The organism is Pseudogulbenkiania ferrooxidans 2002, from assembly GCF_000174355.1.
In the GTDB taxonomy this organism is placed as follows: Bacteria; Pseudomonadota; Gammaproteobacteria; order Burkholderiales; family Chromobacteriaceae; genus Pseudogulbenkiania; species Pseudogulbenkiania ferrooxidans.
This window is the reverse complement of the sequence record NZ_ACIS01000004.1, coordinates 115,686-128,903: the sequence shown is the minus strand read 5'-3', so window position 1 is coordinate 128,903 and position 13,218 is coordinate 115,686. Positions and strand designations below refer to the sequence as shown.

At 59.3% G+C, this 13,218-nt stretch carries 11 protein-coding genes and 9 tRNA genes; 7 read left to right on the top strand and 13 right to left on the bottom strand.

Features of this window, described 5'->3' with window-relative positions:
• The 9 genes from FURADRAFT_RS21025 to FURADRAFT_RS07935 all read right to left on the bottom strand — a co-directional run.
• The coding region (locus FURADRAFT_RS21025) for a SurA N-terminal domain-containing protein (protein WP_040652593.1) at positions 1-750 on the bottom strand (750 nt) is incomplete at its 3' end.
• Between the two features lie 73 nt (positions 751-823).
• Positions 824-900: transfer RNA gene (locus FURADRAFT_RS07970), tRNA-Asp, on the bottom strand.
• 6 nt (positions 901-906) lie between these two features.
• Positions 907-982, bottom strand: a tRNA-Val gene (locus FURADRAFT_RS07965).
• A gap of 33 nt (positions 983-1,015) precedes the next feature.
• Complete coding sequence (locus FURADRAFT_RS07960) at positions 1,016-1,285, bottom strand: HU family DNA-binding protein (RefSeq protein WP_014087648.1); 270 nt, start codon at positions 1,283-1,285, stop codon at positions 1,016-1,018.
• Positions 1,286-1,460: 175 nt separating this feature from the next.
• On the bottom strand, positions 1,461-3,872 hold the full coding sequence (gene lon / locus FURADRAFT_RS07955) for an endopeptidase La (RefSeq protein ID WP_008953611.1): 2,412 nt from the start codon (positions 3,870-3,872) through the stop codon (positions 1,461-1,463).
• A gap of 119 nt (positions 3,873-3,991) precedes the next feature.
• Positions 3,992-5,266: an ATP-dependent Clp protease ATP-binding subunit ClpX gene (gene clpX / locus FURADRAFT_RS07950; protein ID WP_008953610.1), complete on the bottom strand. Its 1,275-nt coding sequence runs from the start codon at positions 5,264-5,266 to the stop codon at positions 3,992-3,994.
• An 18-nt stretch (positions 5,267-5,284) separates the two neighbouring features.
• Complete coding sequence (gene clpP / locus FURADRAFT_RS07945) at positions 5,285-5,908, bottom strand: ATP-dependent Clp endopeptidase proteolytic subunit ClpP (protein ID WP_008953609.1); 624 nt, start codon at positions 5,906-5,908, stop codon at positions 5,285-5,287.
• 22 nt (positions 5,909-5,930) lie between these two features.
• Entirely contained in the window at positions 5,931-7,238 is a 1,308-nt protein-coding gene (tig, locus tag FURADRAFT_RS07940; RefSeq protein ID WP_008953608.1) for a trigger factor, read from the bottom strand.
• Between the two features lie 66 nt (positions 7,239-7,304).
• Positions 7,305-7,389, bottom strand: a tRNA-Leu gene (locus FURADRAFT_RS07935).
• A 183-nt stretch (positions 7,390-7,572) separates the two neighbouring features.
• Here FURADRAFT_RS07935 and FURADRAFT_RS07930 point away from each other — a divergent pair.
• Positions 7,573-8,262 (top strand): Bax inhibitor-1/YccA family protein, encoded by a 690-nt coding sequence (locus FURADRAFT_RS07930; RefSeq protein ID WP_008953607.1) that lies wholly within the window; start codon positions 7,573-7,575, stop codon positions 8,260-8,262.
• Between the two features lie 91 nt (positions 8,263-8,353).
• Here the strand turns inward: FURADRAFT_RS07930 and tilS are convergent, their stop codons facing one another.
• On the bottom strand, positions 8,354-9,697 hold the full coding sequence (tilS, locus tag FURADRAFT_RS07925; RefSeq protein ID WP_008953606.1) for a tRNA lysidine(34) synthetase TilS: 1,344 nt from the start codon (positions 9,695-9,697) through the stop codon (positions 8,354-8,356).
• Positions 9,669-10,634 (bottom strand): acetyl-CoA carboxylase carboxyltransferase subunit alpha, encoded by a 966-nt coding sequence (locus tag FURADRAFT_RS07920; RefSeq protein WP_008953605.1) that lies wholly within the window; start codon positions 10,632-10,634, stop codon positions 9,669-9,671. Before FURADRAFT_RS07920 ends, tilS begins: the two co-directional genes overlap by 29 nt.
• 214 nt (positions 10,635-10,848) lie before the next feature.
• Between FURADRAFT_RS07920 and FURADRAFT_RS07915 the strand changes: the two genes are divergently transcribed.
• The 6 genes from FURADRAFT_RS07915 (at position 10,849) to FURADRAFT_RS07890 (ending at position 11,377) form a co-directional block, all read left to right on the top strand.
• A tRNA-Val gene (locus FURADRAFT_RS07915) sits at positions 10,849-10,924 on the top strand.
• Between the two features lie 7 nt (positions 10,925-10,931).
• Positions 10,932-11,008, top strand: a tRNA-Asp gene (locus FURADRAFT_RS07910).
• A gap of 23 nt (positions 11,009-11,031) precedes the next feature.
• Positions 11,032-11,108 (top strand) — tRNA-Val (locus FURADRAFT_RS07905).
• 7 nt (positions 11,109-11,115) lie between these two features.
• Positions 11,116-11,192: transfer RNA gene (locus FURADRAFT_RS07900), tRNA-Asp, on the top strand.
• A 25-nt stretch (positions 11,193-11,217) separates the two neighbouring features.
• Positions 11,218-11,293, top strand: a tRNA-Val gene (locus FURADRAFT_RS07895).
• Between the two features lie 7 nt (positions 11,294-11,300).
• Positions 11,301-11,377: transfer RNA gene (locus tag FURADRAFT_RS07890), tRNA-Asp, on the top strand.
• A gap of 96 nt (positions 11,378-11,473) precedes the next feature.
• On the opposite strand, the gene FURADRAFT_RS07885 is transcribed toward FURADRAFT_RS07890, so the two are convergent.
• Complete coding sequence (locus tag FURADRAFT_RS07885; protein WP_008953604.1) at positions 11,474-11,965, bottom strand: disulfide bond formation protein B; 492 nt, start codon at positions 11,963-11,965, stop codon at positions 11,474-11,476.
• Positions 11,966-12,019: 54 nt separating this feature from the next.
• The gene (locus tag FURADRAFT_RS07880) at positions 12,020-13,165 is read right to left on the bottom strand and encodes a patatin-like phospholipase family protein (protein WP_008953603.1); all 1,146 of its coding nucleotides are present in this window, start codon (positions 13,163-13,165) and stop codon (positions 12,020-12,022) included.
• Positions 13,166-13,218: the final 53 nt, after the last annotated feature.

The following is a 13,218-nucleotide window of genomic DNA, read 5'->3' as shown; positions in this document are numbered from 1 at the left end:
GCGCCGCTCTTCGCTGCCAAAGTCAGCCTTATGTTCGTTGTAGTAGCTTTCGACTTCTTGATCTGTCACCGCCTGAGCCGCTGCCAGCGCATCCTGCGACAACACCACGTAATCCAGCTTGACCGCTTCAGGGGTACGGAAGCGCTTCAGACTGGCGTCGTAAAACGCCTTCAAGGCGGCGGCGTCGGTCTTGACCTCGGCTGCAAACGCCTCCGGCTTGAGCACCAGCGCCCGCACCTCGCGGCTTTCTCCCAATACCCCCGCCATGCGATCGACCACGGTACGAGGCACAATCTGACTACCCAACAGGCTGGTCAGCTGACCTTGCAGCAGGATGTCTCGCTTGACCAGTTCCTCGAAGGCCACAGACGACTGGTAGCGCCCGGCCAGGAACTGCTTGTAGCGCTCGGCGCTAAAAGCCCCGTTTTCCTGCAAGGCAGGTATCGAAGCGATCGCCTTGCGCAGCTGGGCATCAGAAACGGTCAGGCCCGCCGCGTGCGCATCCGCCAGCAGCAGTTGTTGGCGGATCAGGTTCTCCAGCACGGCCTGGCGGGTGGCGGCATCGGCCGGCTGGCCTTCCAGGGCACGGTCCAGATCCTGTTTGTGTATCTTCACATTCCCCACCTTGGCCAGATAGGGCTCATCCACTGCCGTGGTATAGCTACCCACACCAAAACCGACAAAGGTCAGCGCAATAGCGCCAAGAATGACTTTGATGACAAATTTATTGTTCTGGACAAACTCGAACATGGTGCGAAAGGCGGATGCCACCTCGGTAAAAAAAAAGGTGAACGGAAGTGTCGTTCACCTTTTTTGTCTGTTCTGGCGGAGCGGACGGGACTCGAACCCGCGACCCCCGGCGTGACAGGCCGGTATTCTAACCAACTGAACTACCGCTCCGAACTTTGGTGGGTGATGACGGAGTCGAACCGCCGACATTCTGCTTGTAAGGCAGACGCTCTACCAACTGAGCTAATCACCCCTTGAAACCTTGTCTTGACGACAAGGTTTCAAATTATAGCGCGTCCTTCAGGGCTTTGCCAGCACGGAACTTCGGCGAACGGGCAGCCGGAATCGTGATGGAGTCGCCGGTCTTCGGGTTACGGCCAGTGCGCTCAGCACGCTCACCAACATAGAAGGTGCCGAAACCAACCAGCGTAACGGTATCACCTTGTTTCAGCGCGCCAGTCACGGCGGCAATCATGCCGTCCAGAGCCTTGCTAGCAGCAGCCTTGGGAATATCAGCCTCAGCGGCGATAGCATCGATCAACTCAGACTTGTTCACGTAAGTCCCCTTTCGTCGTTCTTCGGTCTACGTAATTCGGATAAAAACCGTTTGCTTTATAACAAGCCCGAAATCCTTGTGTCAAGCGGCTTTCAGAGCATTCTGCCACTTTGGCGACGGCACTGGAAGCCCAGACGGCAAGGCATTTCGAGCATTTATACAAACGACTGCGTTATCAGTGTTTTACCACAGCCGGCACCACGGCACTTTCGACCCCTGCCGCCAGCGGCTCGGCCACCTCGGTCTCGGCAAGAGGCTCCGGCATCCGCTCCAGAGCCAGTGCCAGGACCTCATCAATCCACTTCACCGGATGGATTTCCAGCTTCTGCTTGATATTGGCGGGAATCTCGGCCAAGTCCTTGACGTTGCCCTTCGGGATGAGCACATGCTTGATCCCGCCCCGGTGAGCCGCGAGCAGCTTTTCCTTCAGACCGCCAATCGGCAACACCTCGCCGCGCAGGGTGATTTCGCCCGTCATGGCCACATCGGCACGCACCGGGATACCCGTCAGCACCGATACCATCGCCGTCGTCATGGCAATGCCGGCACTCGGGCCATCTTTCGGGGTCGCCCCTTCCGGCACGTGAATGTGCATGTCCTGCTTTTCATAAAAATCAGGCCGAATGCCAATTGCGCGCGCGCGGCTGCGCACCACGCTCATGGCAGCCGTGATCGACTCCTGCATCACCTCGCCCAACTGGCCGGTGCGGATGATATTGCCCTTGCCCGGCAGCGCTACCGCCTCGACAGTCAGCAACTCGCCGCCCACCTCGGTCCAAGCCAAACCCGTCACCTGACCGACACGGTTTTCTTCCTCGGCGATGCCGTAATCGAAGCGACGGACGCCCAGGTACTTCTCCAGCGTCTTGGCGCTGACCGTCACCCGTCCGGCCTTTTCCTTCAGCGACTGCGCCATCACGATCTTGCGGCAGATCTTGGCGATCTCCCGATCCAGACTGCGCACGCCGGCCTCACGAGTGTAGTAGCGCACGATATCGCGCACCGCCGACTCCTGGATCACTGCCTCCTCGTCCTTCACGCCGTTGGCCTTCATCTGCTTCGGCACCAGGTACTTCAGCGCGATGTTGACCTTCTCGTCCTCGGTGTACCCGGACAGGCGAATAATCTCCATACGGTCGAGCAGTGCCGGCGGAATGTTCAACGAGTTGGCCGTGGCCACGAACATCACATCGGACAGGTCGTACTCGACTTCGGCGTAGTGATCGACGAAAGAATGGTTCTGTTCCGGGTCCAACACTTCGAGCAGGGCCGAGGACGGGTCGCCACGGAAATCCGCGCCCAACTTATCGACTTCGTCGAGCAGGAAGAGCGGATTGCGCACCCCTACCTTGGTCATGTTCTGCAGCACCTTACCCGGCATGGAGCCGATGTAGGTTCGGCGGTGGCCGCGAATTTCGGACTCGTCACGCACGCCACCCAAGGCCATGCGCACGAACTTACGGTTGGTGGCCCTTGCGATGGACTGCCCCAGCGAGGTCTTGCCGACCCCCGGGGCTCCGACCAGGCACAGGATCGGTGCTTTCAGCTTGTCGACGCGCTGCTGCACCGACAAGTACTCGAGGATGCGCTCCTTGACCTTCTCCAGGCCAAAGTGGTCTTCATCCAACACCACCTCGGCGTTGGCCACATCCTTGTTGATCTTGGTCTTCTTCTTCCACGGCAGATCGAGCAATGTTTCGATGTAGTTGCGCACCACCGTGGCTTCCGCCGACATCGGCGACATCATTTTCAGCTTCTTGAGTTCAGAGGTCGCCTTCTCGCGAGCCTCCTTGCTCATACCGGCAGCCTTGATCTTTTTCTCAAGCTCATCAAGGTCGCTGGCCTCGTCCATTTCACCCAGTTCTTTCTGGATGGCCTTGACCTGCTCGTTGAGGTAGTACTCGCGCTGGCTCTTTTCCATCTGGCGTTTGACGCGGCCGCGGATGCGCTTTTCCACCTGCAGGATGTCGATCTCGCCTTCCAGCTGCGACAACAGATGCTCGAGGCGTTCTTTGACTTCGAACATCTCCAGCACTTCCTGCTTTTGCTCCAGCTTGAGCGGCAGGTGGGCCACGATGGTGTCGGCCATACGCCCGGCTCGTTCGATACCGGCGAGCGAGGTCAGGATTTCCGGCGGAATCTTCTTGTTCAGCTTGACGTACTGCTCGAACTGGGCGAACAGCGCGCGACGCATCGCCTCGGTCTCGGTGGAGTCTTCCCCATCGCTGGTCAATGGGGTGACCTTACCGACAAAACAATCACCTTCATCCTGCACTTGCTGGATGATGGCGCGCTGTCGGCCCTCAACCAGCACTTTGACGGTGCCGTCGGGCAGCTTGAGCATTTGCAAGACGGTAGCAATCGTCCCGACACCGTACAGATCGCTGGCTTCCGGCTCGTCCTTGGACGCCGAGCGCTGAGCTACCAGGAGGATTTGCTTGCCCTCGTCCATGGCATTTTCAAGGGCGGAAATGGACTTGGCCCGCCCGACAAACAGCGGGATCACCATGTGGGGGAAGACGACAACGTCCCTCAAGGGCAACAGTGGAAGCGTGGTCTCTTCTCTGAGTTCTGCGGATTGCGGCATATCACCTGACCTTGCTTACATGAATCGATGCTAGGGAAATGGGGGATGAGCGGCGAAATATCAACGCCCATACTAAAACAGTTTTATCGCACCAGAAATTCATGGGGAGCGGAACCGGCTCAGGCCGATTGCACCTCGTCGTCCTTGTCCTGGTAAATGAACAACGGCTTGTCACCCTTCTCGATGACTTTCTCGTCGACCACCACCCTGGAGACGTTATCCATCGAAGGCAGCTCGTACATGGTATCGAGCAGCGCACGCTCAAGAATGGAACGCAAGCCACGCGCACCGGTCTTGCGCACCAAGGCCTGCTTGGCAATCACGCGCAGGGCCGACGGACGAATCTCGAGCTCCACCCCCTCCAGCGAGAACAGGCGCTGGTACTGTTTGACCAGAGCGTTCTTCGGCTGGGTCAGAATGGTCACCAGCGCTTCTTCATCCAGCTCTTCCAGCGTTGCCACCACCGGCAGGCGGCCGATCAGCTCGGGGATCAGGCCGAACTTGATCAGATCACCCGGCTCCACGTCCTTGAACAGCACCGAGATGCTCTTGCTCTCGTCCTTGGAGGAGACCTCGGCGCCAAAGCCGATGCCGCCCTTTTCCGAGCGACGGCGGATGATTTTTTCCAGCCCGTCGAAGGCACCACCGCAGATGAACAGGATGTTGGTCGTATCGACCTGGATGAACTCCTGGTTCGGATGCTTGCGGCCGCCCTGCGGGGGGATAGATGCCACCGTGCCCTCGATCAGCTTGAGCAGTGCCTGCTGTACGCCTTCGCCGGATACGTCCCGCGTGATCGACGGGTTTTCCGACTTGCGCGAGATCTTGTCGATCTCGTCGATGTAGACAATGCCGCGCTGGGCCTTCTCCACGTCGTAATCGCACTTCTGCAGCAGCTTTTGAATGATGTGCTCGACATCCTCCCCCACGTAACCGGCTTCGGTCAGGGTGGTGGCATCGGCGATCACGAACGGCACATCCAGCAGGCGCGCCAGCGATTGCGCCAGCAGGGTCTTGCCGGAACCGGTCGGGCCGATCAGCAGGATGTTGCTCTTGGCGAGCTCGACATCGTCCTTGTCGGTCGGGGTGTAGAGACGCTTGTAGTGGTTGTACACCGCCACCGATAGCGTCTTCTTGGCGATATCCTGACCGATGATGTACTGATCCAGATCGGAGCGGATTTCTTGCGGGGTCGGCAACGGCTGGCCTTCACCCTCGGCCGCCTCGATGCCAACGCCTTTTTCCAATTCTTCTCGAATGATGTCGTTGCACAACTCGACACATTCGTTGCAGATGAATACCTGAGGTCCAGCAATCAGCCGCTGCACCTCATGCTGACTCTTGCCGCAAAAAGAGCAGTAGAGCAGTTTTTCGTTGCTGTTTTTATCAGCCATTGTCAATGTCCGTACCGATTAGGCCTGCGCGTCCCGGCGGGACTGCAGCATCTTGTCGATCAAGCCGTAAGCCAGCGCTTCTTCGGACGACATGAAGTTGTCACGGTCGGTATCACGCTCGATTTCCTCGATGCTGCGGCCGGTATGCAACGCAAGCAACTCGTTCAGGCGGCGCTTCATGTAGAGGATGTTCTTGGCGTGAATCTCAAAGTCGGACGCCTGTCCCTGGAACCCGCCCAGCGGCTGGTGAATCATGATGCGCGAGTTCGGGAGTGCAAAACGCTTGCCCTTGGCACCGGCGGACAGCAGGAATGCCCCCATGCTGGCAGCCTGGCCGATACACAGGGTGGACACGTCCGGCTTGATGAAGTTCATGGTGTCGAAAATCGACATGCCGGCCGACACCGAGCCGCCCGGCGAGTTGATGTAGAAATAGATATCCTTGTCCGGATTTTCCGACTCAAGGAACAACATCTGGGCCACCACCAGATTGGCCGACTCATCCGTGACGGGCCCAACCAGGAACACGATGCGTTCCTTCAAGAGCCGCGAGTAGATGTCGTAAGCGCGCTCGCCACGACCGCTCTGCTCGACCACCATGGGAACCAGGCCCAGCGCTTGGGTATCCATCATTGAAATCATCGACCGCTCCGGTAGTTGGTTATCAGGCGTTGTTACCCATCAGGGCATCAAACGACATTTCTTTTTCTACTACATTGGCCTTGCCGAGCACAAATTCAACCACGTTATCTTCCAGCACCATGGAGGTCGGGCCTTCGATACGTTCCGGGCTGGCGTAGTACCACTGCACCACTTCTTCCGGATGCTCGTAGCTTTCGGCGAATTCTTCGATCATGGCCTTGATCTGTTCCGGCTTGGCTTCCAGCTTGTTCTCGGCCACGACTTCGGCCAGGATCAGACCCAGAGCCACGCGGCGCTCGGCCTGCTGCTGGAACAGTTCCGGCGGGAACGGCATCTCTTTGACTTTCAGACCGCGCGACTCCATGTCACGGCGGGCCTGTTCGATCAGGCGGCCCACTTCCAGCTGCACAAGTGCCTTCGGCAGCTCGATCTCGGTCACGTCGAGCAGGGCCTGCATCACGTTTTCCTTGATGCTGGCCTGCAGGCGGCGCTTCACTTCGCGCTCGACGTTCTTCTTGATCTCGGCGCGCATCTTTTCGATGTCGCCGTCGGCGATGCCCAGCAGCTTGGCGAACTCTTCGTTCACTTCCGGCAGCGTGGCAGCGGCGACGTTCTTCACGGTGATCTCGAACACGGCGGTTTTACCGGCCACGTCCTTGCCGTGGTAGTCTTCCGGGAACACGACGGTGATGTTCTTGACTTCATCTTCCTTCATGCCGGTAACGCCGGCTTCGAAGTCGGCCAGCATCTGCCCCTGGCCCAGCACGAACGGGAAGTTCTCGGCGGAACCGCCGTCGAACAGCACGCCGTCGATGCTACCCTTGAAGTCGATGATGACGCGATCGCCCGTGGCGGCTTCGCGCTCGACACGCTCGTAGCGGGTACGCTGCTTGCGCAGGATATCAATCGTTTTATCGATTTCGGCCTCGGTCACGACGACAACCGGCTTCTCGACTTCCTTGCCAACCAGTTCGCCCACCTTGACTTCCGGGTATACTTCGAAAGAAGCGGCAAACTTGAAGCTGTCCTTGTCGCCTTCATTGGCAACCGGCTCAAAACGCGGATAGCCGGCAACGCGCAGCTTCTGTTCGCTGACTGCCTTGTAGAAACCTTGCTGAACCTGCTCACCCAGCACTTCTTCGCGCACTTGGGCGCCGTAATTCATTTCGACGATCTTGAGCGGTGCCTTGCCCGGGCGGAAGCCCTGGATCTTGGCTTTGCGCGCCATGTTCTTGAGTCGCTCGGTCACCTGGGCGTCGATAGCAGCCATCGGCAACGCGATGTTCATGCGACGCTCGAGGTTGCTCAACGTTTCCAACTGTGCTTGCATGTCCAATCCTTAAACTGTGTTCGAGTTTAAACCTGATGCAGGGAAAGGCGACGTTACGTCGGTTGCTGGTGCGAGGGAAGAGACTCGAACTCTCACGCCTTGCGGCGCTGGAACCTAAATCCAGTGCGTCTACCAATTCCGCCACCCTCGCAATTGGGTGCGTGACCGCGCTTGCGTAATTTCCCGGCCGGTCAGCCAAGGCGCAAGAATACATCAAGCCCCCTACCCGGGCAAGACACCTTGCGCCGGGCTGCCGCATCGCGGAAACTTAATGGCAGGTGGATAAGTCTACCCACCACTCGCACCAAATACTTTCGATCTCTGGGAGAGAAGCATGCACCCGAACCTTCAGTCCGGCTATCAGACCTTGACGCTTGATGGCTCACGCCACAAGGTTCTTCGCAATACCTATGCCTTGCTGGCGCTATCGATGATCCCGACCGTGATGGGAGCCCTGATCGGCACCAACATGAGCTTTGCCTTCCTGGCAGGCAGCCCCATCATCGGTATGCTCGCCATCATGGCGGTGTTTTACGGCCTGACCTTCGCCATCCAGGCCAACCGCAACAATGGCCTCGGCGTCGTGCTGATGTTGGGCTTTACCTTCCTCATGGGCGTTTTGCTGGGCCCCTTGCTGCAGTTCGCCCTGCGCTTTGCCAACGGCGGCCAGCTGATCCTGGTGGCGGGCGGCGCGACCGCCGCCGTGTTCTTCGTGATGACGGCGATTGCCACCACCACCAAGCGCGACCTGTCCGGCATGGGCAATTTCCTGACCGTGGGCGCCATCGTGCTGATGGTCGCCATCGTTGCCAACATGTTCCTGCAACTACCCGGCATGACACTCGCCATTGCGGCGGCCATTGCCCTGTTCAGCTCGCTGATGATCCTGTGGGAAGTGAAGAACGTGGTGGATGGCGGCGAAACCAGCTACATTTCCGCGGCACTGGGCATCTACATCAGCATCTACAACCTGTTCACCAGCCTGCTGCGGCTACTGCTGGCCTTCAGCGGCGAACGCGACTAACCGCACCGGTCGAGCACTTCAGCAAAACACCCGCTTCTGGCGGGTGTTTTTTATTCTTCCACGGCCACACCCAGTACCCGCCTCACTCCGTTCAGGAACCGGGCAACGAGCACGGCCACCATTCCGGCCACCACCCCGGACCATCGTGGAGCTTGACCCCTTCGGAGACCGCAACACCAGGAATGGCCACGAGACGGCCATCCGGCAAAAACAGCAACGGCCACTGCGCCCGCAAGGCGGGAGGGATTCCGGCTTCCTGCAGCAGGGTTTTCACTGGCTTTCGGCCAACCTGCTGAGCAAGCCGCTCCCCCCCGACCCTGACCCGCAGTTCGAACCCGCCCTGCAAACAGAGAGGATCGAGACCTCCCGATCGAAGCACAAACCCAAGCTCGCCCGGCCAACTGCGCGGGACCACTCTGGCGCCCAAGACACCCGCGGCCAGGCGGGTCGTTTGCGGCGCCATCGCAACAGCAAGCGGCCACAGCGCCCCCCGATAACGGAAGACTCGTCCCTGAGGCAAGAGCAGCTCGGGGTTTCTGTCCGGAGCCGCATGCAGCACTTGATGCCGAAATTGCTCCAGCGCTTCCGGCGACGCCACCCCCAGACCGAGCCGCTCCAGCCAGTATTGCAGCATGTTGCGCTGACGCGGCGGACTGAGACTGGACAAGGGTTGTACGAGCAGACGCCCAGCGTCGCGGCAGCGCTGCAAATCCTGCTCAGCCTGCTCATCGAGAACGGCAGAGGCATCCGCCATCAGGACGGCCGCACGTTGCAAATGCTGCCGGTAATGGGGAATGGCGGACTCGATAAGAGGCAGGATGTCGTGGCGCAGCAAATTGCGGCGCCAGCGGGTGTCGACGTTGCTTTCGTCCTCGACCCAGACCAGTTGGCGCCAACGCGCATACGCTTCGATTTCGGCACGAGAGATGGCGAGCAAGGGCCGCCACAGCCAGCGGCCGGCATGTCGGCGCAGTGTCGGCATCGCCGCCACGCCCTTCGGCCCGGCGCCGCGCAGCAATTGCAGCAGCACGGTTTCGGCCTGGTCGTCCTGATGATGGGCCAACACCACTACGCTGGCCGAAGACTCGCCATAAACCCTGTAACGATGCTGTCGCGCCACGGCCTCGAGACTCTCGCCGCCGGACACCTCGACCTTCACCGCTTCCGACCGTAATGGCACGCCCCATTCCAGGCAGAGCTGGCGACAATGCTCCGCCCAGGCATCCGCCTGCGGGCTGAGCCCGTGATGGACATGCACTGCCGACAGCTTCAGCCCCCGCTCCAAACACAGGCGCACCAGCAGGTCCAGCAGCACCACCGAATCGATGCCGCCGCTTAGCCCCACCTCAAAAGCACATTGGCCGGACAATTCGTCCGGCCAATGTGCGATGAGGCGATCAATCAGGTCAGGCAGCGTCTTCCTTGAAGCGCCCATAACTCATCAGCCGGTCAAAACGGGTTTTCAGCAATTCTTCCAGCGGCTTGGCCGTCAGATCGCGCAACTGCTCTTGCAGCATACGCTTCATCGAGCCCATCATCTGCGCGTGATCGCGGTGTGCCCCGCCGATCGGCTCGTTGAGCACGCGATCGACCAAGCCCAACGTCTTCAGGCGGGTTGCAGTAATACCCAGCGCTTCGGCGGCATCGGAGGCGCGTTCGGCCGTCTTCCACAGAATCGAAGCACACCCTTCCGGCGAAATGACCGAATAGGTAGAGTATTGCAGCATGTTGACGTAATCGCCGACGGCAATCGCCAGCGCACCGCCGGACCCACCCTCACCAATCACGGTGCAGATCACCGGGACTTTCAGGCGGGCCATTTCATACAGGTTACGCCCGATTGCCTCGGACTGGCCACGCTCTTCTGCGCCGATACCGGGGTACGCACCCGGGGTATCGACAAAGGTGATCACCGGCAGACTGAATTTTTCGGCCAATTTCATCAACTTCAAGGCCTTGCGATAGCCCTCCGGGCGAGGCATGCCGAAATTGCGGTAGATCTTTTCCTTGGTGTCACGCCCCTTCTGATGGCCGATTACAACGACGGACTGGCCATTGAAGCGCGCGATGCCACCAACGATGGCGGGATCGTCGGCAAACGAACGATCACCGTGTAACTCGTCGAAGTCCGCAAACAGCGCCTTGATGTAGTCTAGGGTGTAGGGGCGCTGCGGGTGGCGTGCCACCTGAGAAATCTGCCACGGAGTCAGCTTGCCATAGAGCGTCTTGGTCAGCTCCTGGCTCTTTTTCTGCAAGCGCGAAATCTCTTCGGAAATGTCCAGCACTGAGTCATCCTGGACAAAGCGCAGTTCTTCAATTTTGTTTTCCAGCTCGGCAATCGGCTGCTCAAAATCGAGAAAGGTCTGCTTCATTACTATAACCGTCCGATAAAGCGAATCGGCAGATAATACATGAGGTGCAAAGAGTGCGTCACGCCCCTGTCAGACAAAATGCCTTGAGCATGAAGAATGCTGCGGGACGTTTTAAACAAGGACGTGAAAATTTCACCCACCCCTCTTGCATGACAGAAACCACTGTGCTTTAATTCGCCTCCTCGCTGTTGAGCCAAGCAAATACAGCGAGCGGGGGCGTTTAGCTCAGTTGGTAGAGCGTCTGCCTTACAAGCAGAATGTCGGCGGTTCGACTCCGTCAACGCCCACCAGTTTGCTGGAGTGGTAGTTCAGTTGGTTAGAATACCGGCCTGTCACGCCGGGGGTCGCGGGTTCGAGTCCCGTCCACTCCGCCAACAATACAAGCAGTACCCAATTCGGGCGGTTAGTCTCAGTTGGTAGAGCACTGCCTTCACACGGCAGGGGTCGCTGGTTCGAGTCCAGTACCGCCCACCAGTTTGCTGGAGTGGTAGTTCAGTTGGTTAGAATACCGGCCTGTCACGCCGGGGGTCGCGGGTTCGAGTCCCGTCCACTCCGCCAACAATACAAGCAGTACCCAGAATTCGGGCGTTTAGCTCAGTTGGTAGAGCGTCTGCCTTACAAGCAGAATGTCGGCGGTTCGACTCCGTCAACGCCCACCAGTTTGCTGGAGTGGTAGTTCAGTTGGTTAGAATACCGGCCTGTCACGCCGGGGGTCGCGGGTTCGAGTCCCGTCCACTCCGCCAACAATAGAAAAAGCAGCCTTCGGGCTGCTTTTTGTTTTCCAGACACTTTCAACCTCCGGCAGGGCGATCAAACCGATCGCCCTGCCCCTCCGAGGCTTACTTCTTGGTAAAGAAAGCCTTCGCCAACAATACCAGAACCAGTGCAAAGAACACTCCGGTCCAGAACGGCATCGACATGCCGAGGAAGGTCCAGTCGATCGAGGCACACTCGCCACTGCCCTTGAGCACCTTGGACAGTACATTGCTCATCGGCATGGTTTCCAGCATGTAATCCAGGCCGGGACCGCAGGACGGGACCTGGTCCGGCGGCAGGTGTTGCAGCCAGACGTGGCGCACCGATACAGCCCCCCCACCCAGCGCCGCGATGGCCGCGAGGCCAGCCCAGAGCCGCCCACCGAGCTGGCCTGGGTTATGGATTGCCGCCAGCAGGGCAATGGCGCCCACGGCCATCACGCCGACACGCTGGAAGATACAGAGCGGACATGGCTGCAGCCCCCAGACATGCTGAGCGTACAAGGCAAAACCGATGGCCGCGGCGCAAGCCAGCGCGATCAGAAGAAAAATGCTTCGGCGACTATTCAGTCCCATTCCATACCCTTTACATAAAAAGAAACACAAACGCTATCGGAACTGTCGACCTGGTCAAAGTTCCAGAAATTCACCGATCGCCTGCTTCTGATTGAGCACGTCCTTGTAGCCCAAGGCGATCAGTTCACGGCAATACTCGGGTTCGAACAACAAATAGCTGGCCAGCACGCTACCGCGCTTGCGCGTGGCCCCCGCCCCCTGCATGACGAAACGCATCACCCGGGGGAATCGCCCGCTATGACGATAGGCAATTTCCTCCAGAGAGCGACTGGGGTTCAGCACAAATGCCTCGACCCGGCGCAGCGGGGTCTGCTCGGCCAGTTCGGGGTAGGCCTGCAACAGGGAAACGGTATGGTTGATACGCAGCAGACGTTCCATGTCGGATGACAAGCTATCGAGAAACACGCTATCCAGCAGATGGCCAAAAATCTGCGCCGGCGACGGAGCGGCTCCTCCTCCACCCTGCCGGCGTTCGGCTTGAGCGACGTCGCGGCCCCCGACCCCGACGATGAACAGCTTCTCTGCCCCCATGTGTAGCGCGGGAGATAACGGCGCCATCTGCCTGACAGCGCCATCGCAGTAGTAACGGTTGCCGACCTGGGCCGAGGGAAAGATCAGGGGGATAGCCGAGGTGGCCATCAGGTGATCGACGCCGAGTGTCTCACGCACGCCGGCGCGCCGGTAGCGTGACCAGGGCTGGATGCTGTCGTCCCCCTGGAAAAAGGTTTCCGACATGCCCGAGCTGTAGCAGGAAGCGGTCAGCGCCACCGCACGCAACGCACCGGCACGGATGGATTGCTCGATCCCTTCGAATTGCATGACGCTGGAGAGCAGTTCGCGCAGGGCGGAGTTGTCGAGAAAACTGCGCGGATTGGTCCAGATACGCCCGCCGCTCAACACCGAGACGCCAAAATGCAGGAAGGTTTTGAGGAAGTAGGCCAGACTCGGGTCGTAGATGTACTCGATGTGCACCTGCTTCCAGACCTGCGCCAGGTAGCCTGCGGCACGACGGAAATCGGTGGCGCCGGCAGCCATGGCCACGGCATTCACGGCACCGGCGGACGTGCCGGAAATAATCGGAAAAGGATTGCGGGAAGGATCCGGCAGCAGCTTGGACAGGGCCAGCATGGCTCCGGCCTGATAGGCAGCGCGTGCCCCGCCTCCCGACAGGATCAGCGCTACAGTGGGTTTGCCCGACATGGTGGCACCTCTTCAGGATGCTTCAAATAAGGAGCCTCGCCTTCACCATCCAT

Excerpts from the sequence above, each read along its gene's own strand:
- lon (WP_008953611.1), bottom strand. The coding sequence starts at position 3,872 with ATGCCGCAATCCGCAGAACTCAGAGAAGAGACCACGCTTCCACTGTTG.
- clpX (WP_008953610.1), bottom strand. The coding sequence starts at position 5,266 with ATGGCTGATAAAAACAGCAACGAAAAACTGCTCTACTGCTCTTTTTGC.
- clpP (WP_008953609.1), bottom strand. The coding sequence starts at position 5,908 with ATGATTTCAATGATGGATACCCAAGCGCTGGGCCTGGTTCCCATGGTG.
- tig (WP_008953608.1), bottom strand. The coding sequence starts at position 7,238 with ATGCAAGCACAGTTGGAAACGTTGAGCAACCTCGAGCGTCGCATGAAC.
- FURADRAFT_RS07930 (WP_008953607.1), top strand. The coding sequence starts at position 7,573 with ATGCACCCGAACCTTCAGTCCGGCTATCAGACCTTGACGCTTGATGGC.
- tilS (WP_008953606.1), bottom strand. The coding sequence starts at position 9,697 with ATGGGCGCTTCAAGGAAGACGCTGCCTGACCTGATTGATCGCCTCATC.
- FURADRAFT_RS07920 (WP_008953605.1), bottom strand. The coding sequence starts at position 10,634 with ATGAAGCAGACCTTTCTCGATTTTGAGCAGCCGATTGCCGAGCTGGAA.
- FURADRAFT_RS07885 (WP_008953604.1), bottom strand. The coding sequence starts at position 11,965 with ATGGGACTGAATAGTCGCCGAAGCATTTTTCTTCTGATCGCGCTGGCT.
- FURADRAFT_RS07880 (WP_008953603.1), bottom strand. The coding sequence starts at position 13,165 with ATGTCGGGCAAACCCACTGTAGCGCTGATCCTGTCGGGAGGCGGGGCA.